The sequence below is a fragment of the Vibrio sp. V19_P1S1T109 genome, from assembly GCF_002241375.1.
GTDB classification, from domain to species: domain Bacteria; phylum Pseudomonadota; class Gammaproteobacteria; order Enterobacterales; family Vibrionaceae; genus Vibrio; species Vibrio anguillarum.
Genome location: NZ_NDIM01000089.1, coordinates 20,747 through 44,580, shown reverse-complemented (window position 1 = coordinate 44,580; position 23,834 = coordinate 20,747). Strand labels below are relative to the sequence as shown.

23 protein-coding genes and 1 pseudogene are annotated in these 23,834 nt (G+C 45.6%); 2 read left to right on the top strand and 22 right to left on the bottom strand.

Going from position 1 to position 23,834, the window contains the following annotated elements; all coding sequences use genetic code 11:
- Nucleotides 1–238: 238 nt before the first annotated feature.
- Nucleotides 239–1,282 (top strand): annotated as a pseudogene (locus B9J87_RS04235) (ISL3 family transposase); the annotation flags it as partial.
- 47 nt (nucleotides 1,283–1,329) lie between these two features.
- Here the strand turns inward: B9J87_RS04235 and der are convergent.
- The 18 genes from der to trmJ all read right to left on the bottom strand — a co-directional run bounded on the left by der (nucleotide 1,330) and on the right by trmJ (nucleotide 18,265).
- Nucleotides 1,330–2,817 carry a ribosome biogenesis GTPase Der gene (gene der, locus B9J87_RS04230; protein WP_026028098.1) on the bottom strand — a complete coding sequence of 496 codons (1,488 nt, stop codon included), beginning with the start codon at nucleotides 2,815–2,817 and terminating at the stop codon, nucleotides 1,330–1,332.
- Nucleotides 2,818–2,966: 149 nt separating this feature from the next.
- Nucleotides 2,967–4,127 carry an outer membrane protein assembly factor BamB gene (gene bamB / locus B9J87_RS04225; RefSeq protein ID WP_094149451.1) on the bottom strand — a complete coding sequence of 387 codons (1,161 nt, stop codon included), beginning with the start codon at nucleotides 4,125–4,127 and terminating at the stop codon, nucleotides 2,967–2,969.
- A gap of 12 nt (nucleotides 4,128–4,139) precedes the next feature.
- Nucleotides 4,140–4,754 (bottom strand): YfgM family protein, encoded by a 615-nt coding sequence (locus B9J87_RS04220; protein ID WP_094149449.1) that lies wholly within the window; start codon nucleotides 4,752–4,754, stop codon nucleotides 4,140–4,142.
- 38 nt (nucleotides 4,755–4,792) lie between these two features.
- Nucleotides 4,793–6,061, bottom strand: coding sequence for a histidine--tRNA ligase (gene hisS, locus B9J87_RS04215; protein ID WP_017044251.1), 1,269 nt, complete (start codon nucleotides 6,059–6,061; stop codon nucleotides 4,793–4,795).
- Between the two features lie 25 nt (nucleotides 6,062–6,086).
- Complete coding sequence (gene ispG / locus B9J87_RS04210) at nucleotides 6,087–7,211, bottom strand: flavodoxin-dependent (E)-4-hydroxy-3-methylbut-2-enyl-diphosphate synthase (protein ID WP_010320399.1); 1,125 nt, start codon at nucleotides 7,209–7,211, stop codon at nucleotides 6,087–6,089.
- An 8-nt stretch (nucleotides 7,212–7,219) separates the two neighbouring features.
- Nucleotides 7,220–8,170, bottom strand: coding sequence for a cytoskeleton protein RodZ (rodZ, locus tag B9J87_RS04205; protein ID WP_094149447.1), 951 nt, complete (start codon nucleotides 8,168–8,170; stop codon nucleotides 7,220–7,222).
- 301 nt (nucleotides 8,171–8,471) lie between these two features.
- Nucleotides 8,472–9,593, bottom strand: coding sequence for a bifunctional tRNA (adenosine(37)-C2)-methyltransferase TrmG/ribosomal RNA large subunit methyltransferase RlmN (locus B9J87_RS04200; RefSeq protein ID WP_094149445.1), 1,122 nt, complete (start codon nucleotides 9,591–9,593; stop codon nucleotides 8,472–8,474).
- Nucleotides 9,594–9,802: 209 nt separating this feature from the next.
- Complete coding sequence (gene ndk, locus B9J87_RS04195; RefSeq protein WP_013857494.1) at nucleotides 9,803–10,228, bottom strand: nucleoside-diphosphate kinase; 426 nt, start codon at nucleotides 10,226–10,228, stop codon at nucleotides 9,803–9,805.
- A 72-nt stretch (nucleotides 10,229–10,300) separates the two neighbouring features.
- A complete protein-coding gene (pepB, locus tag B9J87_RS04190) occupies nucleotides 10,301–11,596 on the bottom strand; it encodes an aminopeptidase PepB (protein WP_094149443.1) in 1,296 nt (431 codons plus the stop codon).
- A 184-nt stretch (nucleotides 11,597–11,780) separates the two neighbouring features.
- Nucleotides 11,781–11,975: a Fe-S cluster assembly protein IscX gene (gene iscX / locus B9J87_RS04185; RefSeq protein WP_094149441.1), complete on the bottom strand. Its 195-nt coding sequence runs from the start codon at nucleotides 11,973–11,975 to the stop codon at nucleotides 11,781–11,783.
- A gap of 50 nt (nucleotides 11,976–12,025) precedes the next feature.
- Nucleotides 12,026–12,364 carry an ISC system 2Fe-2S type ferredoxin gene (fdx, locus tag B9J87_RS04180; RefSeq protein WP_010320405.1) on the bottom strand — a complete coding sequence of 113 codons (339 nt, stop codon included), beginning with the start codon at nucleotides 12,362–12,364 and terminating at the stop codon, nucleotides 12,026–12,028.
- A gap of 11 nt (nucleotides 12,365–12,375) precedes the next feature.
- Nucleotides 12,376–14,229: a Fe-S protein assembly chaperone HscA gene (gene hscA / locus B9J87_RS04175; RefSeq protein ID WP_094149439.1), complete on the bottom strand. Its 1,854-nt coding sequence runs from the start codon at nucleotides 14,227–14,229 to the stop codon at nucleotides 12,376–12,378.
- 21 nt (nucleotides 14,230–14,250) lie between these two features.
- Nucleotides 14,251–14,766 (bottom strand): co-chaperone HscB, encoded by a 516-nt coding sequence (gene hscB, locus B9J87_RS04170; protein ID WP_094149437.1) that lies wholly within the window; start codon nucleotides 14,764–14,766, stop codon nucleotides 14,251–14,253.
- Nucleotides 14,767–14,832: 66 nt separating this feature from the next.
- The gene (gene iscA / locus B9J87_RS04165; protein WP_010320408.1) at nucleotides 14,833–15,156 is read right to left on the bottom strand and encodes an iron-sulfur cluster assembly protein IscA; all 324 of its coding nucleotides are present in this window, start codon (nucleotides 15,154–15,156) and stop codon (nucleotides 14,833–14,835) included.
- Between the two features lie 62 nt (nucleotides 15,157–15,218).
- Nucleotides 15,219–15,602, bottom strand: a complete 384-nt coding sequence (gene iscU / locus B9J87_RS04160) for a Fe-S cluster assembly scaffold IscU (RefSeq protein WP_010320409.1) — start codon at nucleotides 15,600–15,602, stop codon at nucleotides 15,219–15,221.
- A 56-nt stretch (nucleotides 15,603–15,658) separates the two neighbouring features.
- Nucleotides 15,659–16,873, bottom strand: coding sequence for an IscS subfamily cysteine desulfurase (locus tag B9J87_RS04155; RefSeq protein ID WP_013857499.1), 1,215 nt, complete (start codon nucleotides 16,871–16,873; stop codon nucleotides 15,659–15,661).
- A gap of 26 nt (nucleotides 16,874–16,899) precedes the next feature.
- The gene (iscR, locus tag B9J87_RS04150; protein WP_026027698.1) at nucleotides 16,900–17,421 is read right to left on the bottom strand and encodes a Fe-S cluster assembly transcriptional regulator IscR; all 522 of its coding nucleotides are present in this window, start codon (nucleotides 17,419–17,421) and stop codon (nucleotides 16,900–16,902) included.
- Nucleotides 17,422–17,539: 118 nt separating this feature from the next.
- Nucleotides 17,540–18,265 (bottom strand): tRNA (cytosine(32)/uridine(32)-2'-O)-methyltransferase TrmJ, encoded by a 726-nt coding sequence (gene trmJ, locus B9J87_RS04145; protein WP_094149435.1) that lies wholly within the window; start codon nucleotides 18,263–18,265, stop codon nucleotides 17,540–17,542.
- Nucleotides 18,266–18,442: 177 nt separating this feature from the next.
- Between trmJ and suhB the strand changes: the two genes are divergently transcribed.
- Entirely contained in the window at nucleotides 18,443–19,246 is an 804-nt protein-coding gene (gene suhB / locus B9J87_RS04140; protein WP_013857502.1) for an inositol-1-monophosphatase, read from the top strand.
- 175 nt (nucleotides 19,247–19,421) lie between these two features.
- Here suhB and secF read toward each other — a convergent pair whose 3' ends face one another.
- From secF to tgt, 4 genes are all read right to left on the bottom strand, one after another.
- Complete coding sequence (gene secF / locus B9J87_RS04135; RefSeq protein WP_013857503.1) at nucleotides 19,422–20,369, bottom strand: protein translocase subunit SecF; 948 nt, start codon at nucleotides 20,367–20,369, stop codon at nucleotides 19,422–19,424.
- Between the two features lie 14 nt (nucleotides 20,370–20,383).
- On the bottom strand, nucleotides 20,384–22,240 hold the full coding sequence (gene secD / locus B9J87_RS04130) for a protein translocase subunit SecD (RefSeq protein ID WP_017044259.1): 1,857 nt from the start codon (nucleotides 22,238–22,240) through the stop codon (nucleotides 20,384–20,386).
- Between the two features lie 19 nt (nucleotides 22,241–22,259).
- Nucleotides 22,260–22,592, bottom strand: a complete 333-nt coding sequence (yajC, locus tag B9J87_RS04125) for a preprotein translocase subunit YajC (RefSeq protein WP_013857505.1) — start codon at nucleotides 22,590–22,592, stop codon at nucleotides 22,260–22,262.
- Nucleotides 22,593–22,699: 107 nt separating this feature from the next.
- Nucleotides 22,700–23,830: a tRNA guanosine(34) transglycosylase Tgt gene (tgt, locus tag B9J87_RS04120; protein ID WP_026027700.1), complete on the bottom strand. Its 1,131-nt coding sequence runs from the start codon at nucleotides 23,828–23,830 to the stop codon at nucleotides 22,700–22,702.
- Between the last annotated feature and the right edge of the window lie 4 nt (nucleotides 23,831–23,834).

Here is a 23,834-nt window from a genome sequence, read left to right as displayed (position 1 = left end):
GGTTCATCCGGAAAATCGATACCTGAATGACTTTTCTGATACCATATCGCCAAAAATAGCCAGTTAATGTCAACTTCACTTCTTTACCATCGCTTTGGAATACGCGGCCCTTTCCATTATTGCTCTACAGAGTTTGATGGTGACGCGACCATCTTTCACGTAGCACACAATCCTCATATTAAATGTCCATCATGTCGTAGTCGTGATGTCATAAAAAAAAGGAGGTAAGGTTCGCCGTTTCATCGCTACGCCAATCGGCACTAGCCCCTGTTACATCCAGATAGTAAACCAGCGGATTGAATGCCGAGCTTGTAATACACTCGGGTATTTGCCGCTTAACTTTGTTCCTCGTCCCAAGGTGCGTTACACAAAGGGCTTTGAACAGTATGTTCTCTCGCTGTCAGCATTGAACGTCACCATCAATGCTATTGCCAAGCTATGTGGTGTCTGTTGGGATACAGTGAAAGAGATTCAGAAGCATTACCTGCAAAAGCGATACTCTCAACCTTGTCTTAAAAACGTCACTCACATTGGAATTGATGAGATTTACTGTGGCTCAAAAAGTGGCTTCATGACGGTTGTGATTGATATGAAGACAAGTGCCGTCATTTATACAGAGAAAGGAAAGAAGGCCGAAAGCCTTGACGGTTTTTGGAAGCGGAAACTGCGTTGTAAAAAGCCGATTGAAGCCGTCGCCACCGATATGGGACAGGCATACATCTCTTCGGTAAAACAGCACGCTCCGAAGGCGAAGTTGGTCATTGACCGTTTCCACGTGGTGAAGCGTTTTAATGAAAAGCTGACAGAGTTCAGGCGTGAACTACAAAATTCGATGAGTAACAAAAATGACGCTCAATACCTTAAGAATACTCGTTGGTTATTGGTAAGTAATCCCGATAGGTTAGATGAGCAAGGCCAAGCGAGATTGGAGCGAGCACTCGCAGCCAATCAGCCCTTAGCGGTGGTTTATTATTTAAAAGAGAAGTTAAGAATGCTGTGGTCGCAGCCATCAAAGATAGAGGGTGAGAGATGGCTAGAAAGCTGGATAGATGAAGCGAACCACTCAGGCATTGTGATGCTAGAGAAGTTTACTAAGACCCTGAGGAAGCATAAGGATGGGATATTGGCATTTTATGATAAAAGGATGAGTAGTGGTCGAGTAGAGGGTGTGAACAACCGAATAAAGACGCTGAACAAAGTCGCCTATGGGTATCGTGATTGGGAATTTTTTGAGTTAAAAATCAAAGCCAGTCATGAGGCGAAGTATCGATTTTCCGGATGAACCAAAATACCCAAGTCTAAACTTGGGTATTTCAGTTATGAGGAAGGCTACTTGCTGCGTCCTTTCATCATCGTCATTAAGCGTTTACGTTTACGCTCTTGAGATAAGGTCAGCTTATTCACTTTTCCTTCAAATGGGTTATCACTGCTTTGGAACTGGATACGAATAGGCGTACCCATGATTTCTAAAGACTTACGGTAATAATTCATCAAATAACGTTTGTAAGAATCTGGCAGCTCATTCACCAAGTTACCGTGTACAACGATAATCGGCGGGTTATAACCACCTGCGTGAGCGTATTTAAGTTTTACGCGGCGGCTACGAACCATAGGCGGTTGGTGATCATCGGTTGCCATTTTAAGAATGCGAGTCAATACCGATGTACCAACACGTGTTGTCGCCGATTTATACGCTTCTTGAACCGATTCAAATAGATGACCAACACCTGTACCATGCAATGCAGAGATAAAGTGGATACGAGCAAAATCGACAAAGCCTAAACGGCGATCGAGCTCTTTCTTGACACGTTCTTTGACGTCGTTATCGAGCCCATCCCACTTATTGACTGCAAGCACTATCGAACGTCCGGCGTTTAGTGCAAAACCTAGCAGGCTAAGATCTTGATCTGAGATATTCTCACGAGCGTCAATGACTAACAGAACAACGTTTGCATCTTCAACGGCTTTTAAGGTTTTGACGACCGAGAATTTCTCAACCGTTTCGTTAATGCGAGTACGACGACGCACGCCAGCAGTATCAATCAATACATACTCGCGCTCATCACGCATCATCGGGATGTAGATGGAGTCTCGCGTCGTTCCGGGCATGTCGTAAACCACAACACGCTCTTCACCGAGAATGCGGTTGGTGAGTGTCGATTTACCGACATTCGGACGGCCAATGATCGCCAGTTTTATCGGCTGATCTTGCAGACGTTTGTATTCAGCTTCGGCTTCTTCTTCGGTGTAATCTAACTTTTCTTCTTCGGCATCTTCAAAGTCGGTTAGATCTTCGATTTCGCCTTCAGCCTGCTCGAGCATTTCTTCAGCAAGTGGATTCAAAGCTCGGTCGATAAGGATCCCAACACCACGGCCATGAGCTGCAGCAATTTGGTACATTTGATCGACGCCCAATTGCCAAAACTCAGCACTTGCAGCATCAGCGTCAATGCCATCCACTTTATTCACGACTAAAATAGCGCGCTTTTCAATCTTACGCAGATGTTGGGCGATCACTTCATCAGCCGCCGTTAAACCAGCGCGACCATCAACCATAAATAGCACAACATCAGCTTCATCAATCGCGGCCAATGACTGTTGAGCCATTTTCGTTTCTACACCCTCTTCACTACCATCAATACCGCCGGTATCGATAACAATGAAGTCGTGCTCACCCAATTTAGCTTGGCCATATTTACGGTCACGCGTTAAACCGGGGAAATCCGCCACCAACGCATCGCGAGTGCGAGTTAATCGGTTAAACAACGTAGATTTACCGACATTGGGACGCCCAACAAGAGCAACAACAGGAACCATACTAACCTCTACAATATTTTCTCTTATGTAGTTATAGGTAAACACTTGCTAGCAAGCATTAAATTTTTACCTATAACCACATCTATTTATTCAATAAAACGGCCCCTAACTGTTACCAGCCAGGAGCCGAATGTGAATTATATCACGATTTATTTTTTAATCGTCAGTTTCTTTACATTGCCATTACGGGTGATGCTGACATAGCCATCGTCGACAGCGAGAGGACTCACCGCAAAACCACTCTTATCAACCAATTGTTGGGCAACGAATTCGCCACTGCTACGATCAATCCAATGTAGATACCCTTCACTGTCACCTAGCACAAGGTAACCATTGATAATCGCTGGTGCAGTTAACAAACGATGTTCAAGCTGTTTGTTGCTCCAAAGTTCGGTACCGCTTCTTGTATCCACAGCCACCACATGATCTTTGTCGGTCACCACAAATAATCGGCCACCATCGCTAGCCATGTCTGTTGCTGAAGAGTAATTCCGCTTCCAAGCTGGTTTGCCCGAACGCAGATCAATGGCGATCAACTGGCCATTAAAACCAACCGCATACAGCATGCCGCCAATCACAATAGGTGAGGCATCAACATCGACTAGGCGGTCAATTTCAGTGGCACCTTTAGGCATGCCAATCGGTTGTTGCCAAATCAACTGACCACGCTCAACGATAGCGGCAGCAAGACGGCCACCTGAGGTTCCCCAAAAAACACCGCCCGATACCGCAACAGGTTTGCTGTCGCCTCTCAACGTTAAATTAGGAACTTCAGTACTGATGGTCCATTTTTGCTCACCCGTCGCTTGGTCTAAACTCACCAAAGTGCCACGACTGGTATTAACAATGATCATGTTCGCATCTGCAGCCGGAGCTGCTAGCACTTCACCGTCGACTTTAACTTGCCATACAAGCTCGCCCGTAGCTTCATTAAGCGCAGTGACTAAACCGTTTTCACTACCAATGTAAATTTGGCTATAGGCCGCCGCTATACCGCCGGATAAACGCATGGTGCCATCTTGTTCAAGATCGGTTTTCCACAGCTCTTTACCCGTTTTAGGGTTCAAGGCTTTTACCAAACCATCACGGCTAGCAATAAATACTTTGTCGTAAGCGTATTCTGGAGATAACTTTGAGAAGTAATGCCCTACGCCATCACCAATCGATGTGCTCCACTGAGTTGTAGGCGTAAATTCACTGGTTACCATTGGCACAGGAGCCATGATAATGGTGTCTTCTTCACTGGCACACCCTGCAAGTGCTCCAAGCACAACGGCAGAAACGAGCACTTTGTTGAACAACTTTTTCATCAACTTGTGCCCTTATTTGGCAAGATCGTCCAGTTTCATCTGTAGCGTTTGGCTTGCATCGTCAGCTTGTTGTGCTTCCGTGTATGCCGCATAAGCCGCGTCCGTGTCGCCTTTACGCAATGAGATATCACCACGCAGTTCCGCAATGCGTCCCGCCCACCCTTTCTCTGTGATGGTCGTAAGATCAGCTAAGGCGGCATCAAACTGGCCTTGTTCCGCTTTAATACGGGCCACGCGATAGGTCACTAACGGTAGAATAGCATCATCTTTGGTGTTTGCTTTTGCCCATTCAAGCTGCGCTAAAGCTTCATCAATTTGACCCGCTTCTACTTGAACTTTTGCAAGTTGTAGTGCGGCTAAGACGGCATATTCTGTGCCTTTATTGCTATCAATAAAGCTCTGAACAACCATTTCAGCTTCTGCGCCTTTTGCGGCTAATTGAGTTACCGCTTTGCTATAACTTTCAGAAGCGGCTTCTTGCGCAGCAACAACGCTATCTTGGTAGTAACGCCAACCAAACAAGCCACCAAGGCCAATTACAGCACCAAAGATCACGGCTTTACCGTTCTCTTTCCACCAATCTTTTATCGCTTCAACTTGTTGTTCTTCAGTATCGTAGAGTTCCACTTCCTGTCCTCTTTAATAGATGTCTCAAATGCGCTTGCTTACACAAGATGCGTCAGTTTGCTCGCGACTTCAGTTTGAGAAATCGTAATTTGTTCACCACCGATAAGATCTTTGAGAACTACTGTGCTTTCTGCGACTTCATCTTCGCCTAATACCAAAGCCACCGCAGCGCCCACTTTATCAGCACGTTTAAATTGTTTTTTGAAGTTACCACCACCAAAATGGTTCATAACACGCAGCCCCGGAACCTGTTCACGCAACTGCTCAGCAAGTTTCATTGCTGCCATCATAGTGCCTTCACCCGCACTGACCATGTACACATCGACACTGCGACGCACGTCGGTCAGTTCCAGTGTTTCCATCATCAGCACTAAGCGCTCTAACCCCATGGCAAAACCCACTGCCGGTGTCGCTTTGCCACCCAGTTGTTCTACCAAGCCATCATAACGTCCACCGCCACAAACCGTACCCTGAGCACCTAAGCTTTCAGTGATCCACTCAAATACGGTGCGGTTGTAGTAGTCTAGGCCGCGCACCAAGCGCTCGTTAACTTGATATTCGATACCCGCAGCAGTAAGAAGTTCACATAAGCCTGCAAAATGTTGCTTGGATTCTTCATCTAGATACTCAGACAATTTGGGTGCGTCACCTAAAATCGCTTGAATATCTGGATTTTTAGTATCGAGTACACGCAGTGGGTTGGTGTACATACGACGTTTGGCATCTTCATCCAACACCTCTTGATGCTGCTCTAAATAGTCAATCAAAGCGGTGCGGTAATTGGCACGCGCTTCAAGAGAACCAATTGAGTTCAGTTCCAAACGAACATGTTTGTCGATGCCCAATTCACGCCACAAACGCGCGGTCATCATAATCAGCTCGGCATCAACATCAGGACCATCCAGGCCAAACACTTCAACCCCACATTGGTGGAATTGACGATAGCGCCCTTTTTGCGGACGTTCATGACGGAACATCGGCCCCATGTACCATAAACGTTGCTCTTGGTTGTAGAGCAAACCATTTTCGATACCAGAACGGACACAGCCTGCGGTACCCTCTGGACGAAGCGATAAACTGTCACCATTGCGATCTTCAAAAGAATACATCTCTTTTTCAACCACATCGGTCACTTCACCGATCGCACGGCTAAATAGATGTGTCATCTCAACGATAGGCATACGTACTTCATTGTAGCCATATGCACTAATCACGTTTTTCACTGTGCCTTCCACTTTTTGCCAAAGTGGAGACTGAGTTGGGAGGCAGTCGTTCATGCCTCGAATTGCTTGAATTGTTTTTGCCACAATACTTACCGTAAGGTCGTTGAGATTAATTTTGTTCGATTTGAGTCACGTTGATTCGGTTCTTCTCATCGAGAATAGAGGCCTTGGCGCGAATTTTCGCTTCGAGTTGGCTGACCAGATCATCGTTATCAAAACGCTCTTTCTGGCGGACGCCGTCTTCGTAGAATGCACTTTTCTTGTTGCTGCCAGCCAAACCAAGATGAGAAGCTTCAGCTTCACCTGGGCCATTAACCACGCAACCGATGATCGAGACATCCATAGGTGTCAAAATATCTTCCAAACGTTGCTCTAACGCATTGACTGTGGCGATCACATCAAACTCTTGACGTGAACAGCTTGGACAAGCGATGAAGTTAATGCCTCGCGAGCGAATACGCAGCGATTTAAGAATATCAAAGCCGACTTTGATCTCTTCGATCGGATCCGCAGCCAGTGAAATACGCAGCGTATCACCGATGCCTTCGGCAAGCAGCATACCTAAGCCCACTGCCGATTTAACTGCACCGGCTCTTGCGCCTCCTGCTTCCGTAATACCAAGATGCAGAGGTTGGGCAATCTGTTTAGCCAGTAAACGGTAGGAATCAACGGCGAGAAAAACATCCGATGCTTTAACGCTGACTTTGAATTGATCAAAGTTGAGTCTTTCAAGAATATCGACATGACGCATCGCTGACTCGACTAAAGCGGCCGGTGTTGGCTCACCATATTTCATTTGGATCTCTTTTTCGAGCGACCCACCATTCACGCCAATCCGAATGGGTATGTTCTTGTCACGTGCGCAATCGACCACGGCGCGAATACGTTCTTCGTTGCCAATGTTACCAGGGTTGATACGCAAGCAATCAACGCCATATTCGGCGACTTTCAACGCAATGCGGTAATCAAAATGGATGTCAGCCACCAGCGGGATGGATACTTGCTGCTTGATCAACTTGAACGCTTCTGCCGCGTCCATTGTCGGTACAGAAACCCGTACAATATCAGCCCCGACTTTTTCTAACGCTTTAATTTGAGCGACCGTTGCCGCAACATCGGTAGTGCGCGTGTTGGTCATAGATTGAACAGCAATAGGAGCACCATCACCGATGGGCACATTACCGACATAAATACGCGTCGATGAACGACGCTTAATTGGAGATTCGTGTTGCATAGTATTTTCTAAGGTAAGGTGAATCGAGCGACTTTACCGGAAGTATACCCAGAAAGGTCTACAGGTTCACTTGCAAATGTCATTGAAACGCTTTCAGGCGCGCCAAGAATGATTTGAAACGGAGCTTCACCTTGCAAGGTTACGGTTTGCCCTGATTTTTTAATCCCAGTGGAAAGGGTTTTACCTGCTGCATCTTTCACCTGAATCCAACAATCTGCGCTGAATGTGAGTGTTAGAGGAGCGTATGGATTAGTTGCATCCTGCGGTGGCGTCTTATCCAATACAGGATCGTCGCTCGCACTCAGGTCGGCTTCGGCTGTATCATCTTCAGGTGAAGGGATAAGTTCTGCAGCCTGAGTGTTGATTTCTACAGGGGCATCCACCGCTTCTGCTTCTACTTCTACTTGAGATTCGTCAACCGTAGGTACTAATTCAGGAACGGTCGTGAAATCCTCATCTCGCAAACGTTCAACCGATGTCGACGTGATTGATGGTGAACTCTCAACCACAACATTCTCTTGTTCTTGGTTTTGCCACCACCATAATGAGGAAATACCAATAATGATGGCAAAAATACCCCATGTCAGCGTCATAATACGGCTATCGTGTTTCTCTCGCTTGGTTTTCTTCGAAAAACTTTGCATCGGTTGTTCAGCGACAACCGTAGGATAGCAATCATCAAAGGAAGCTAAAATAACTGACTCTTTGATCCCGACGGCCTTCGCATAGGAACGTAAATAACCGCGAGTAAACGTCGCCACTTGGTCCGAGGCGAAGTTATTCTCTTCTAAACTCTGAATGATAGAGAGACGTAACCGCAACCTATCGGCAACTTGCTTTTGCGTTAATCCCAACGCTTCACGCTTTGCCTTTAATAAAGTACCGGGTTGCACCGTGTCTGTTTTTACATCTGCAATAATCTGTTCTTGTTCAGTAGTCATCCGTTTTGTACATCTCATTATGTTATGGCTCGAATGGCACCGTCATCACTTTTATTGTTATTAGTTCGTAGTAATAAAATGGTGCATTCCAACACGGTGAAAAATTTGCATTCATTGATGCAGGCGACAGTTCAAATTTAACATTACGTCAGTTAGCAATTCTAATGGATATTTGACGTTAAACAACATGGCTTTAGGAAAGAAATTACAGCTAGGTCAATATTTTTCATAAAATTGACGTCAAAATCGCGGAAAATTATTTCAAATGGTAAAAATGCACAAAGCCAGAGGAATCTCTGGCTTTGCTTTATCATCCGATTTAGACCGATTTGACAGGAATGACATCGCCACCCATTTGTTTCATTTTGGTCCGTTTGGTTCTATCAATCACATCACCTACTAGCTGCCCACAAGCGGCATCAATATCATCACCACGAGTTTTACGCACCGTCACTGTGTGTTCATACTGCATCAGTGTTTTTTGAAAACGGTCAATACGTGAATTACTCGGTTTTTTATAAGGTGAACCGGGATAAGGGTTAAATGGGATCAGGTTAATTTTGCACGGCGTGCCTTTCATCAACTTAGCCAATTCGTGCGCGTGGTCCATATCGTCATTGACGTGATCCAGCAACACATATTCCACCGTAACCTTGCCACGGTTTGCATTTGAAGTGGCGATATAACGACGCACTGAGGCCAAGAAATCTTGAATATCCCAGCGATCATTGATCGGCATAATTTCGCTGCGTAATTTGTCATTGGGTGCATGCAATGAAATCGCTAATGCAACATCGATTTGCCCTGTCATTTGATCAAGACCAGAAACCACGCCCGAAGTCGACACGGTGACACGACGTTTTGACAAGCCAAAACCTAAATCATCCAGCATGATCTCTAACGCTGGGATCAAGTTTTTCATGTTGAGCAAAGGCTCGCCCATCCCCATCATGACTACGTTAGTAATCGGACGACGACCCGTCTCTTTCTCAAGGCCAATTTCTCTCGCTGCGCGCCAAACTTGCCCGATAATTTCAGACACTTTGAGGTTACGGTTAAAACCTTGCTGAGCCGTTGAACAGAATTTGCATTCCAGAGCACAGCCAACTTGGGAAGAGACGCACAAAGTCGCTCGGTCTTCCTCTGGGATGTAAACCGTTTCAACATCTTGATCTCCTACACGCATCGCCCACTTAATCGTACCATCAGACGAATGTTGTGCTTGTGAAACGATCGGCGCGCGAATTTCACAGCGTTGTTGCAGTTGCTCACGCAGTTTCTTGTTGATATTGGTCATTTGTTCGAAGTCATCACAACCAAAATGGTAGATCCACTTCATGACCTGATCAGCGCGGAACGCTTTTTCACTGAGCTCTTCAGCAAAAAATTTACGCAGACCTTGGCAATCAAAATCAAGCAGATTGACTTTTTCAATAGTCATGTGGCCTCTCAACGACGGAAACAATAAATAAGGGCGCGAATTGTACAGCCTTTATGCAGTAACAACAAGGGTTGTACAACCCTTCAATTACTAAGTCATTCAATGCTTGGCGGATTGTTTTTACTCTACAGTTCCCAATCATACGAGTATAAAAAAGCCTCACAACGTGAGGCCTTAATCGAAAGAATTTGGGATAGAAAACGCCAAGATTAACGAGAGAAAATCTCTGATTCAGGGAAGAAAAAAGCGATTTCACGTGCCGCCGATTCAGGACTATCACTGCCATGAACTGAGTTATGGCGCATGCTTAATGCGTAATCAGCACGAATGGTTCCACATGCCGCTTCTTCTGGGTTAGTTTTACCCATTAATTCGCGGTAACGAGCAATAGCATCTTCACCTTCAAGCACTTGAGCCATGATCGGCCCTGAGGTCATAAATTCTTTTAGTGCTGGAAAAAACGCTTTGCCTTCATGCTCAGCATAAAAGCCGCTCGCTTGCTCTTCGTTCAAATGTACCATTTTCGCAGCGATAATACGCAAACCTGATTTTTCGATACGGTGATAGATTTCACCAATCAAGTTACGTTCTACCGCATCGGGTTTAATGATAGAAAATGTTCTTTCTAGAGCCATAAGGTTATCCTTTTTCTTTTGTTTTTTTAGTTATAGTGAACCGCCCAAAACAGAGAGTTGAGCGGTTTTTCATTATTGACCTTGGTCGGTCAAAATGCGTGCTAATGTACGCACCCCCATTGCCGTTGCACCTGCGGCCCATTTATCGCTTGCTGATTTGCGGTAAGTACCAGCGCAGTCAAAGTGCAGCCACCCTTTTTTGTAATCTTCAACAAAGTAAGAGAGGAAGGCCGCTGCGGTACTTGCTCCCGGTGAATAATCACCTGAGCTGATGTTAGAGAGATCCGCAAAGCTTGAAGGTAACATAGAGCGATGAAACTCAGCCAAAGGCAGAGGCCATAAGCCTTCTTTCTCTTGGTGAGCTGCCACCAATGCCTGCTGGGATAAGCTCTCATCAAAGCTGAGTAGTGCATGGTAATCATTGCCGAGTGCATTTTTGGCGGCACCCGTTAATGTCGCGCAATCAATAATAAGCTGTGGGTTTTGCTCGTTGGCATAAATCAAGCCATCGGCCAACACTAGGCGGCCTTCTGCATCGGTGTTCATTATTTCAACTGTGGTGCCGTTTTTATAAGTGATGATATCACCCAGTTTCAAGGCGCGTCCGGAAACCATATTTTCTGCACAACACAAAATGAGTTTCACACGTTTATTAAAACCACGCATGATAGCCAAACCAAGACCACCGGTGATCGTTGCAGCGCCCCCCATATCTGCTTTCATCGCCGACATAAAGTTGGACGTTTTTAAACTGTAACCACCAGAATCAAAAGTAATGCCTTTGCCAATTAAGCAAGCAAAAACAGGAGCACTTTCTTTTCCTGTCGGATTGTAATCGAGTTGCAGCATGGCTGACGTACGCTCGGAGCCGCGACCAACCGCATAAATACCTTCCCAACCTTCGGTGAGTAGATCTTTATCTTTGACAATGCGGTAGCTGACATGCTCAGGGGCTAGCGATTTGATGAACTCAGCCGCCATGGTCGCTAACTGACGCGGCGCGACTTCTTCAGCGCTTTTATTGATGATATCACGCGTCCATTCCGTCGCTTTAATACGATATTCTAACTCGGCTTGATCTGACTCACTCAGCGGTTGCCATTCTAGTGTGTTGAGTTTTTTCGCTTCACGATAACCTTGGTAGAAAGCCCAAATATTTTCTAAGTGCCAACCGTCACCTTGTAGGCTGATAGCTCTGATAGCTTGCCCATCAAGCTTACGAGCCGCGCGCTGAACCGCGCTGAGTTCATGCTCACTCTCAATAGCATGAATTGTGGCACCATTTTCTGAAAACGAAACAATCGCCTTTTCTCCCCACTGAGGCTGGGCAGCTTGTTGGCTGATAAATACGGACATCTTTGTAGACATGGTTTCTCCTTGCCTGAATATGGCCTCACCTGTGCCATTACGATTAAATAACCAAGGGATGTTAGCATTTTGTAGGGTCAAAATGTCAACTTGATAAAAAAACGGACCATTCGGTCCGCTCTTTTTAGTTAAAATTGTTAACTCTGTGATGTTTTACTGAATAACCATCATGTTAGCAATAGTCTTAGTCGATCTCTTCCATCCAACATAGAATAATCGCTTCGAGAATTTTTTCGTTGGAACGGTTTGGCTCATCATCAAACACTTCCAGTTCCATCACCCACTGGTGTAGATCCGTAAAACGTACATTTTTAGGATCTACGTCTGGGTATTGCTCACAAAGCTCGATCGCAATATCACGAGAATCGGTCCATTTCATTTTGCTTTCCTTTTACAAACAGTGAACGGGCGTTAATACGCTCAATAGGATTAATGATCTTCAGAAGCCAGATTGAGTGTGTACTTTGGAATTTCAACCACTAAATCTTCGTTAGCGACTCTAGCTTGGCAGCCAAGGCGAGATTCAGGTTCAAGACCCCACGCTTTATCAAGCATGTCATCTTCCAACTCATCACTCTCATCAAGTGAGTCAAACCCTTCGCGAACGATAATATGGCAAGTCGTGCATGCGCAGGATTTTTCACACGCATGTTCAATAGCGATACCATTTTTCAGCGCCACATCCAGTACGGTTTCTCCTGCTTGCGCTTCCAGAACGGCACCTTCAGGACAAAGCTCTTGGTGAGGTAACACAATAATCTTAGGCATAATTTTTCTCTTTAAATATCATCTACCGATTGACCAGCAAGTGCACTGCGAATGGATTTATCCATACGGCGTGAAGCAAAATCTTGGCTGGCTTTGTCTGTCTCTTTAATTCCTTGCTCGATGGCATCGGCGCTATCACCATTACGCAGCACAATTAAATCTTCTATTGCATTCAGAAGGATCTGCTTTTCTGACTCAGATAACAATTCATCACCATCGGCCTGTAAGGCAGAGATCAAACCTTCGATAACGCGATCGGCTTCTACACGTTGCTCTGCCAGAGCGCGAGTCTGCATATCTTGTTTGGCAAACGTCATCGAATCTCGCAGCATATTTGCTACTTCATTATCACTCAGTCCATACGAGGGCTTAACTTGAATTTCCGCCTGAACCCCCGTACTTTTTTCCATCGCTGTCACGGAGAGTAAGCCATCTGCATCAACTTGATAAGTTACGCGGATATGTGCGGCACCCGCCGTCATTGGTGGAATACCTTTTAGTGAAAAACGAGCCAATGAGCGGCAATCGTCTACCATCTCACGTTCGCCCTGCACCGTATGGATGCTCATGGCTGTTTGACCATCTTTGAAGGTGGTGAATTCTTGAGCTTTCGCAACAGGAATGGTGGTGTTACGTGGGATGATTTTTTCCACTAAGCCACCCATGGTTTCAATACCCAGCGACAGAGGAATAACGTCCAGCAGGAGCATTTCTGAATCGGGTTTATTACCCACCAAAATGTCGGCTTGAATTGCTGCACCAATCGCGACAACTTCATCAGGGTTGATGCTAGTTAGTGGTGTGCGGCCAAAAAACTCACCGACTAAATCTCGAACCAGTGGCGTACGAGTTGAACCGCCGACCATCACCACTTCCAACACTTCATCTGCAGCAATCTCGGCATCTTTGAGTGCTCGACGACACGATAGTAAGGTTTTCTTTACTAGTGGCGTGATGAGTTGGTTAAACTCATCGCGAGTAAAACGCCCTTGCCAACCCAGCACAGAAACCTCGACACTATCGGTATCAGATAAGGCAATTTTCGCTTCGGTGGCCGCATCAAGCAATGCTCGTTGCTGCTCAGCAGTGAGCGGTTCAGCTAAGCCGATTTGGCTCAAAAAATGGTCAGCAATCAAATGGTCAAAATCATCACCACCGAGCGCGGAATCGCCACCAGTCGCGAGTACCTCAAACACGCCTTTCGACAGACGTAAAATAGAGATATCAAACGTACCGCCACCTAAATCATAAACCGCAATCACACCTTCTTGCGCTGAGTCTAAGCCATAGGCAATCGCTGCAGCGGTAGGTTCATTGAGTAAACGCAGTACGTGCAAGCCGGCAAGTTGAGCGGCATCTTTGGTGCCCACGCGTTGCGCATCATCAAAATAAGCAGGTACGGTAATCACCACGCCCGCTAATTCACCACCTAACGACGCTTCGGCACGCTGAGCAAGAGATTGAAGAATATCGGCGGAAACTTGAATCGGGTTCTTATCACCTTGCGCCGTTTGCAAAATAGGCAAACCGTTGTCACTGGCTTTGAAGCGATAAGGCAATGTGGGATAACGCGCCTGAATGTCAGCCAGTGAACGGCCGATCAAACGCTTCACAGAAATGATGGTATTGGCAGGATCAACTTGCGCGTGTGCTCTGGCATCAAAGCCTACGCAACGCTCTTGAGCCGAATAGTGGACCACCGAAGGGAGGATCGAGCGTCCTTGTTCATCAGCAAGCGTCGTCGCATTACCGCTTCGAACCGATGCGACTAATGAGTTGGTTGTCCCCAAGTCGATACCCGCTGCGAGTTTATGCTGATGCGGCGCAGAGCTTTGACCGGGTTCTGCAATTTGAAGTAATGCCATGGGTTGGTCCTTATTATCGAACTAGCCGAGTAACTGTTCTTCGACTCTTTCTATTTCATTTTTGAGCTTGGCAATAAATTTAAGCTTGCGAACCGTATCAGCCGCAAGGCTCCATTGAGCATGGTTAAGTTGTTGCTCAACCAAGATAAGATGCTGTTTATACATCTTGCTGACTCTGTTTTCAAAATCGAATAACGCACTTTCAACATCAGACTGTGAGGCGATGGCTTCAAGCTCTTCTCGCAGCTCCATCTGCTCCATTAAAAACAGCGGATCTTGCATGGTTTGGTATTCTGCGCGTAACTCTATGCCTTGTTCAAGCAACAAGTATTCTGCGCGACTGATCGGCGATTTTAATGTTTGATAAGCATCATTGATTTGTGAGGCGTTTTGCACAGCAAGCAGGCGATCTCGCTCAGACGCAGTGGCAAAATTGTCGGGATGAAACCGTTTTTGCAGCGCACGAAACTGAGAAGAAAGAAGGCTACCATCCAGTGCAAACTGACTTGGTAGCCCAAATAATTCAAAATAGTTCATTAACACATTGCTCCTAGTGCTCGACACTAGGCTCAAGTGAGCCTAGTCACGCCGAAAGCCAATCCGTTACACGTTGAAGCTTTCACCACAACCACATTCGCTTTTTGCATTCGGGTTGTTGAACTCAAAACCTTCGTTTAGACCTTCTTTGACATAGTCAAGCTGTGTGCCATCAAGGTAGACGAGGCTTTTCGAATCGATAATCACTTTGACACCATGATCTTCAAACACTTCGTCTTCTTCGTTAACGTCATCAACGAATTCAAGCACGTAAGCCATACCCGAGCAGCCTGTTGTTTTCACTCCAAGACGTAAACCTACGCCTTTGCCTCGGTTATCTAGGAATGCTCGAACGCGATGCGCTGCTGTTTCAGTTAAGGTAATGGCCATACTACAACCTTAGATTCTTAGTTTGAACTTATGGGAGTGAACCATCATTCACTCCCTTAATATTATTGTTGGTGTTTCTTTTTATAATCGGCAACGGCAGCTTTGATCGCATCTTCCGCCAAAATCGAACAGTGAACTTTCACTGGTGGAAGCTCTAGCTCTTCCGCGATTTCAGAGTTCTTAATAGCTGCCGCTTCGTCAATGCTCTTGCCTTTGACCCATTCAGTAACCAGTGAGCTCGAAGCAATCGCGCTACCACAACCGTAGGTTTTAAATTTTGCATCTTCAATGATGCCTTCTGGCGTCACTTTAATTTGTAGCTTCATTACGTCGCCACAAGCTGGAGCGCCAACCATACCACTACCAATGGTTGGATCTTCTTTATCAAAAGAGCCAACATTACGTGGGTTTTCATAGTGATCAATTACTTTTTCGCTGTATGCCATGATAGTTACCTCTAATCCTCTATTTCCTTGGGAATAAACCAGTGCCTTTTAAAGGACTAGTGATGTGCCCATTCAACGGTGTTTAAATCCACACCCTCTTGATACATATCCCATAGAGGAGACATGTCACGTAATTTGCTTACGGCTACGCGGATTTGTTCAACGGCGTAGTCCACTTCCTCTTCGGTCGTAAAACGGCCAAATGAGAAACGAATTGAGCTGTGCGCCATTTCATCGTTCAAACCAAGCGCGCGCAGTACATATGACGGCTCTAAGCTGGCCGACGTACAAGCACTACCTGATGATACTGCTAAGTCTTTCAAAGACATCAGTAGCGATTCGCCTTCAACAAAGGCAAAACTAATATTCAGGTTGTGCGGAACACGCTGATCTAAATCGCCATTCACACTCACGGCTTCCATGTCTTGTACACCAGCGAGTAGACGATCACGCAATGCTTTTGCGTGGTCAAAATCTTTTTGCATGTCTTGCTTAGCAATACGGAATGCTTCACCCATACCTACGATTTGGTGCGTTGGTAATGTGCCTGAACGGAAACCACGTTCATGGCCGCCACCGTGCATTTGCGCTTCAAGGCGAATACGAGGTTTACGGCGAACATATAATGCGCCAATCCCTTTAGGTCCATACGCTTTATGCGCAGAAAGGGAGATAAGATCCACTTTCATTTCTTGTACATCAAGGGGAATTTTACCGGCAGATTGCGCTGCATCTACGTGGAAAATTATCTTGCGTTCACGGCAAAGCTCACCGATCGCCATGATGTCCTGAATTACGCCAATTTCGTTGTTCACGTGCATGATCGACACCAAAATTGTGTCATCACGCATTGCCGCTTCTAATTTTTTTAGATCAATCAAGCCATTCGATTCTGGCTCAAGATAGGTCACTTCATAACCTTCACGCTCAAGCTGACGACATGGATCAAGCACCGCTTTATGCTCGGTTTTACAGGTAATGATATGCTTACCTTGCTTGGCATAGAAATGCGCCACACCTTTGATCGCGAGGTTATCTGACTCTGTCGCACCGGACGTGAATACGATTTCGCGAGGATCAGCATTAAGCAGTTCAGCAATTTGCTCACGCGCAGTGTCTACGGCTTCTTCTGCCTGCCAGCCATAACGGTGCGATCGCGATGCTGGATTACCAAAAACACCATCCATCGTCATGTACTGAACCATCTTTTCAGCCACGCGAGGGTCAACTGGACAGGTAGCTGAATAGTCAAAATAAATAGGCAGTTTCATTTTCTACTCCAATGTAAACATTGCCGCTATGAGCGGGCATTAAGACCTACGGGCACCGAGCCGATAATCACGGTATTGGTATTTTTATTGGTTAACCCGTGGTTCACCGTCAGGCCCAAGCCTTGGCGGTCAGAAATTTCTAGTACTTCATTATCAATCATTAACTCGCCAAGAGTAATGTTGTTCAGAAAGTCACTAATGCGAGAGCTAAGATCTCGCCATAACGTATGTGTTAAGCAGCGAGTACCACCTTGGCAGTCGGCTCTTCCATTACATTTTGTTGCATCAACTGATTCATCAACAGCGGCAATCACAGTACCAATCGAAATTGAGCAGGCATCTGCACCTAGGCGGTATCCACCACCTGGACCACGCACACTAGCAACTAGCCCCGCTTTACGCAGTTTAGAAAACAGCTGCTCAAGGTAAGAGAGCGAAATGCCTTGCCGTTCGGAAATATCCGCCAGTGGCACTGGGGTTTGTTGCGAATGCAGAGCCACATCTAACATGGCTGTAACCGCATATCTTCCTTTAGATGTAAGTCTCATATCACCGTATCCACATTGATTATGTGGTTGGAATTTTTCCATACCTGACTAAATAGGTCAAGTATTTATTTGACTAATTTAGTCAGGTATTTAACCCCATTATTAATCTGGATAATTATTAATTGCTGCGATGCTTCTCAATTGAGGTCAACACACCACGTAATATATTGATTTCTTGAGACTCTGGACGCGAACGAGAAAATAGCCGACGGAGTTTATTCATGATCTGTCCCGGCTGTTCCTTTGAAATAAACTGTGTCTGTATCATTACCTTTTCAAGATGCTGATAGAACATTTCCAATTCGTGATGCAGAGGATACGCTTCTTCTGGCTGGGCTTGATAACCCTTTTTTTCATTATTTAGATAGGCAACACGCACCTCATAACTCAATGTTTGTACGGCCATAGCAAGGTTTAACGAACTGTATTCAGGATTAGCGGGAATGCATACATGAAAATGGCATTTTTGCAGTTCATCGTTGGTCAGCCCGGTTTTTTCTCGGCCAAACACTAAAGCAACCGGGTATTGCTGCCCTTCTTGCGCCAATTTTTCCCCACATTCACGCGGTTCAAGCATTGGCCATTCTAAAGTTCGTGAGCGTGCACTTGACCCAACCACCAGGCCACAATCTGCGACAGCCTGCTCTAGCGTATCCACGACCTCCGCATTTAAAGCAATGTCGCTTGCTCCAGCAGCTAGAGCGATCGCTTGAGCGTCTACCTCGCATTGAGGCGAAACCAAAATCATTTTACTTAGTCCCATGACCTTCATCGCTCGGGCAGCAGAACCAATATTTCCTGAATGAGATGTCCCTACTAAAATGATTTTTACATTGTCTAGCATTACGTTGTACGCCACTCTATTTTAAACGACAGAATACTAACATAAACCTGACTAAAATGGTCAGGTCCTTTAGCTACACATGAACAACCGAGCAAAAAATAGCCACTTCCTTTTTAATAAAACTTTGTTATACTGCTGCCCGCTTTTTCGTTCTTTAACATCCGTTGGGAAAACTGTATGCATCCAATGCTAAACATTGCTATTCGCGCTGCGCGAAAAGCTGGTAACCATATTGCTAAATCACTAGAAAATACTGAGAAAATCGAAACAACTCAGAAAGGGACTAATGACTTTGTTACTAACGTAGACAAAGAAGCAGAAACTATGATCATCGATACAATCAAAAGTTCTTACCCAGAACACAGTATCGTTGCTGAAGAAAACGGGCTTATCGACGGTAAAGATAAGGACGTTCAATGGATCATCGACCCACTGGATGGCACAACAAACTTCGTCAAAGGTTTACCCCACTTCGCCGTTTCCATCGCGGTTCGCATTAAAGGCAAAACAGAAGTTGCTTGTGTTTATGACCCAATGCGCAATGAGCTGTTTACCGCTCAACGTGGTGCTGGTGCGCAATTAAACAACTCACGCCTTCGTGTTAAACAGTTAAAAGATCTTCAAGGCACTATTCTCGCTACTGGTTTCCCATACAAACAAAAGCAACATGCCGAATCTTTCATGAAAATCATGTCTGCACTGTTTGTTGAATGTGCTGATTTCCGTCGTACTGGTTCTCCTGCGCTTGATTTATGTTACCTAGCTTCAAACCGTGTCGATGGTTACTTTGAACTGGGTTTAAGACCTTGGAATTTAGCCGCTGGCGAGCTGATCGCTCGTGAAGCAGGCGTTATTCTTACCGATTTCTCTGGCGGTACTGAATACATGAAATCGGGCAACATTGTAGGTTCAAGTGCTCGTGGTGTTAAAGCGATTCTGAAACACATTCGTGATAACGGTAACAGCGCTATTCTTAAATAGGTTGCACTAAATACCATCAACACCGTCAAAATTGATTCAAGCCTCGTATAGCAATATACGAGGCTTTTTTAGTTTCGTTTTATACTTTGCTACCTTAGAGTGACCGCGGTGGGATGGTTAGAAAAAAGCCGCAGAATATTCTGCGGCTTTGGCTATTTAAGAAACTTTCAGTCTGCTAAGGAAGTTCGTCGAACTCCGCACCCTCTTTTTCCACTTGAGGTGGAAGTAGGTGCTCACGGGTAATTCCTAATTTCAATGCCAACGCTGACGCAACATAGATAGATGAATAAGTACCCACGGTGATACCGAGCAGTAAAGCGGTGGCAAAACCATGTATGTTCGCCCCACCTTGCACAAAGAGTGCGATCACCACCAGCAAAGTGGTTCCCGATGTAATCAAAGTCCGGCTCAAGGTTTGGGTAATTGAGCTGTTCATGATCTCGGCTGAATCACCTTTACGCAATTTACGGAAGTTTTCACGGATACGGTCAAATACCACAATCGTATCGTTGAGCGAGTAACCGACAACGGTCAGCAAAGCGGCAACAATCGTTAAATCAACCTCAATTTGCATGATAGAGAAGATGCCAAGCGTGATGATCACATCGTGTGCAAGTGACATCACCGCACCCGCAGCGAGCCGCCATTCAAAACGAACAGAGACATAAAGCAAAATACAGATGAGCGAAGCCAAAATCGCTAAGCCTCCGGCTTCAGCTAATTCATCGCCCACATTCGGGCCAACGAACTCAATACGGCGCATCTCGACACTTTTTCCTGTCCCCTCTTTAATAGCAGAAAGAATTTGATTGCCTAACGTCTCGCCAACCATGTCAGCACGTGGACGAAGACGAACCATCACTTCGCGCGCGGAACCGAAATTCTGCACCGTCGCATCGCCAAACCCTTTCGCTTCCAAAGCACTGCGGATATCTTCAAGATTAGCTGGGTGTTCAAACCCAACTTCAATCAAAGTACCGCCGGTGAAGTCCAGTCCCCAGTTCAACCACTTGGTTGATAAAGTGAAAATAGACGCACCAATCATTAAAAGAGAGAATAAAAACGCAAATTTAGACCAACGCATAAAGTCGATCGTTTTATCTGCTTTTAGAATCTGAAACATAGTAATTCCTAGCCTTAGATCGACAATTTTTTAATGCGTTTACCACCATATAACAGGTTCACAATACAGCGAGTCCCGATAATAGCGGTAAACATTGAGGTTAAAATACCGATAGAAAGTGTGACGGCAAACCCTTTGATGGCTCCAGTACCCACAGCAAATAGAATGATTGCCGTAATCAACGTAGTGATGTTGGCATCAGCAATGGTACTGAACGCGTTAGCATAGCCTTGGTGGATAGCTTGTTGTGGGTTTCGTCCATCACGGAGCTCTTCACGAATACGCTCGAAGATCAGAACGTTAGCATCCACGGCCATACCAACCGTCAATACGATGCCCGCAATACCCGGCAAGGTCATTGTCGCCCCTGGGATCATCGACATCACACCAATAATGAGCACAAGGTTCGCCATCAATGCAATATTGGCAATCAAGCCAAAACCACGGTAGTAAAGCAGCGTAAAGAGCATCACCGCAACCATACCCCAGATGCAGGCTTGAATGCCCATATCGATATTTTGCTGCCCCATTGATGGACCAATGGTACGCTCTTCAACAATAGAGATTGGCGCAATTAACGCACCTGCACGCAGTAAAAGTGCAAGGTTTTGAGCTTCTGCAGCAGAGTCAATTCCCGTGATACGGAAGTTACGCCCAAGAGCCGACTGAATCGTTGCTTGGTTGATCACTTCTTCATGCTTATCCAGAATCACTTTGCCATCAGGTGTCCGACGGCCGCTGTCTTTGTACTCTGCAAATACCGTTGCCATAAGCTTGCCAATGTTCTTTTTAGAGAACGCCGACATCTTATTTCCGCCTTCGCTATCTAACGAAATGTTCACTTGCGGGCGACCATATTCATCCATGCTAGAGCTGGCATCCGTGATACTTTGACCACCTAGAATGACGCGTTTTTTCAAGACAACCGGGCGACCATTACGATCAGATTTGATTTCACTCCCAGCAGGAGCACGACCAGAAGCCGCGGCGGCTAAATCAGCCTTGTCATCAACTTCACGAAACTCAAGAGTCGCGGTTGCGCCAAGAATCTCTTTAGCACGAGCGGTATCTTGAACCCCCGGTAACTCAACCACAATGCGGCTGGCACCTTGGCGCTGCACTAAGGGTTCAGCGACCCCTAATTCGTTAACACGGTTACGCAAAATCGTGATGTTCTGCTCAACGGCGTAATTTCGAACTTCCTGCAAACGCTGCTCAGTAAATTGAGCAATCAGCGCAAAGCGACCGTCAGCCTTAGACGTAGTAAAAGTCATATCAGGATGTTTCGACGTTAATGCTTGCTGTGCTTGCTCTAATTGCTCATCGTCACGCAAAGTGACTTCCACTCGGTCGTTGCCCACTGAGCGAATAGCGCGGTAGCGAATTTTGTCATCACGCAGTTCGCTGCGAAACGCTTCTTCTTGCTGACCAATCAATTTTTCCATTGCGGCATCCATATCCACTTCCATTAAGAAGTGAACACCACCACGCAGATCAAGGCCAAGCTTCATCGGTGCCGCGCCAATCGATTCCAACCAAGAAGGCGTTGAAGGAGCAAGGTTAAGTGCAACAATTGTATCTTTGCCTAACGCTTCACTCACCACATCACGCGCACTGATTTGAGTATCGGTATCGTTAAATCGAACAAGAATTGATCCATTCTCTAGAGCAATGGATTTATGAGAAAGGCTCTCTTTATCAAGAGCTTTGGTGACAGCATCCAGCGTTGACATATCAACAGAGGCGCCACGCGCCCCTGTAATTTGAATTGCCGGATCTTCACCGTAAATATTTGGAAGTGCATATAAAGCAGAGAGAGTGATGGCGAACACCACTAACAAATACTTCCATAACGGATAACGGTTTAGCACAGCAAGGATCCTTTAGCTGTTATAAAGACTTAAGCGTACCTTTTGGTAGCACCGCTGTAATGAAATCTTTTTTGATCACAATTTCATTGTTCACATTCAGTTCGATAGAGATGTAATCGCTGTCTTCTGCGATTTTAGTGATTTTACCCACTAAACCGCCACTGGTTAACACTTCATCACCTTTAGTCATGGCGGCCATCAAACTTTTATGCTCTTTAACACGTTTGGCTTGTGGGCGGTAAATCATGAAGTAGAAAATAACCGCAAACATACCAAGCATGATCAGCATTTCATAACCGCCACCTTGTGATGCACCTTCACCTGCTGCGTGTGCTACAGAAATTAAACTCATTGAAAACGTCCTCTAAAATATTGTTGTGTAATGTAATTCTAATTGGGCTGCGTTGGCTTAATTTCAAGTTTATCACTTCACAAATTAAGCAAAACGCAGCAAAACCGTTATTGGCCCATTGGTGGAACTTCACGATTGCGACGAGCATAAAACTCCTCAACAAACGCGTCGAAGCGATCTTCTTCAATCGCTAAACGAATGCTTGCCATCAGGCGTTGGTAATAACGTAAGTTATGAATAGTATTTAAACGCGCACCCAGAATTTCGTTACAACGATCCAGATGGTGTAAATACGACTTCGAATAATTTTTGCAAGTGTAACAGTCACAATGCGGATCCAGCGCAGTTGTATCGGTTTTATGTACTGCATTACGGATCTTGATCACACCACCCGTCACAAATAGATGGCCATTACGTGCATTTCGCGTTGGCATCACACAATCAAACATATCGATACCGCGACGTACCCCTTCCACTAAGTCTTCAGGTTTACCGACACCCATCAGGTAGCGTGGTTTGTCTTCTGGCAATTGTGGACAGGTGTGCTCAAGTACACGGTGCATGTCTTCTTTAGGTTCACCAACCGCTAAGCCACCAACAGCGTAGCCATCAAATCCGATCTCGGTTAAGCCTTTCACGGAAACATCACGCAAATCTTCGTAAACACTGCCTTGCACGATACCAAATAGCGAGTTGGTGTTCTCTAATTTGTCGAAATGGTCACGTGAACGCTGCGCCCAACGTAAAGACATCTCCATTGATTTTTTCGCTTCGTCGTGCGTCGCAGGGTACGGCGTACACTCATCGAAAATCATCACAATGTCAGAGCCCAGATCTTTTTGAATTTCCATCGACTTTTCTGCGTCCATGAAAATCTTGTCACCATTGACTGGGTTACGAAAATGCACCCCTTCTTCCGTGATTTTGCGAATATCACCCAAGCTAAACACTTGGAAACCACCTGAATCGGTGAGGATCGGGCCTTGCCAGTTCATAAAATCATGCAAGTCACCGTGCATTTTCATCACTTCTTGGCCAGGGCGCAGCCACAGGTGAAAAGTATTACCGAGCAAAATTTCTGCGCCCGTCTCTTTTACTTCTTCCGGTGTCATACCCTTTACTGTGCCGTAAGTACCTACAGGCATGAATGCCGGTGTTTGCACAGTGCCACGTTCAAAGGTTAATTGCCCACGGCGAGCATTTCCGTTTTTCTTTTTAAGTTCGTATGTTAACTTCACGAAG

Coding starts and splice junctions, on each gene's coding strand:
- der (WP_026028098.1), bottom strand. CDS start 2,817: ATGGTTCCTGTTGTTGCTCTTGTTGGGCGTCCCAATGTCGGTAAATCT.
- bamB (WP_094149451.1), bottom strand. CDS start 4,127: ATGAAAAAGTTGTTCAACAAAGTGCTCGTTTCTGCCGTTGTGCTTGGA.
- ispG (WP_010320399.1), bottom strand. CDS start 7,211: ATGCAACACGAATCTCCAATTAAGCGTCGTTCATCGACGCGTATTTAT.
- rodZ (WP_094149447.1), bottom strand. CDS start 8,170: ATGAGATGTACAAAACGGATGACTACTGAACAAGAACAGATTATTGCA.
- B9J87_RS04200 (WP_094149445.1), bottom strand. CDS start 9,593: ATGACTATTGAAAAAGTCAATCTGCTTGATTTTGATTGCCAAGGTCTG.
- ndk (WP_013857494.1), bottom strand. CDS start 10,228: ATGGCTCTAGAAAGAACATTTTCTATCATTAAACCCGATGCGGTAGAA.
- pepB (WP_094149443.1), bottom strand. CDS start 11,596: ATGTCTACAAAGATGTCCGTATTTATCAGCCAACAAGCTGCCCAGCCT.
- iscX (WP_094149441.1), bottom strand. CDS start 11,975: ATGAAATGGACCGATTCTCGTGATATTGCGATCGAGCTTTGTGAGCAA.
- fdx (WP_010320405.1), bottom strand. CDS start 12,364: ATGCCTAAGATTATTGTGTTACCTCACCAAGAGCTTTGTCCTGAAGGT.
- hscA (WP_094149439.1), bottom strand. CDS start 14,229: ATGGCATTACTTCAAATTGCAGAACCCGGTCAAAGCTCTGCGCCGCAT.
- hscB (WP_094149437.1), bottom strand. CDS start 14,766: ATGAACTATTTTGAATTATTTGGGCTACCAAGTCAGTTTGCACTGGAT.
- iscA (WP_010320408.1), bottom strand. CDS start 15,156: ATGGCCATTACCTTAACTGAAACAGCAGCGCATCGCGTTCGAGCATTC.
- iscU (WP_010320409.1), bottom strand. CDS start 15,602: ATGGCATACAGCGAAAAAGTAATTGATCACTATGAAAACCCACGTAAT.
- B9J87_RS04155 (WP_013857499.1), bottom strand. CDS start 16,873: ATGAAACTGCCTATTTATTTTGACTATTCAGCTACCTGTCCAGTTGAC.
- iscR (WP_026027698.1), bottom strand. CDS start 17,421: ATGAGACTTACATCTAAAGGAAGATATGCGGTTACAGCCATGTTAGAT.
- trmJ (WP_094149435.1), bottom strand. CDS start 18,265: ATGCTAGACAATGTAAAAATCATTTTAGTAGGGACATCTCATTCAGGA.
- suhB (WP_013857502.1), top strand. CDS start 18,443: ATGCATCCAATGCTAAACATTGCTATTCGCGCTGCGCGAAAAGCTGGT.
- secF (WP_013857503.1), bottom strand. CDS start 20,369: ATGTTTCAGATTCTAAAAGCAGATAAAACGATCGACTTTATGCGTTGG.
- yajC (WP_013857505.1), bottom strand. CDS start 22,592: ATGAGTTTAATTTCTGTAGCACACGCAGCAGGTGAAGGTGCATCACAA.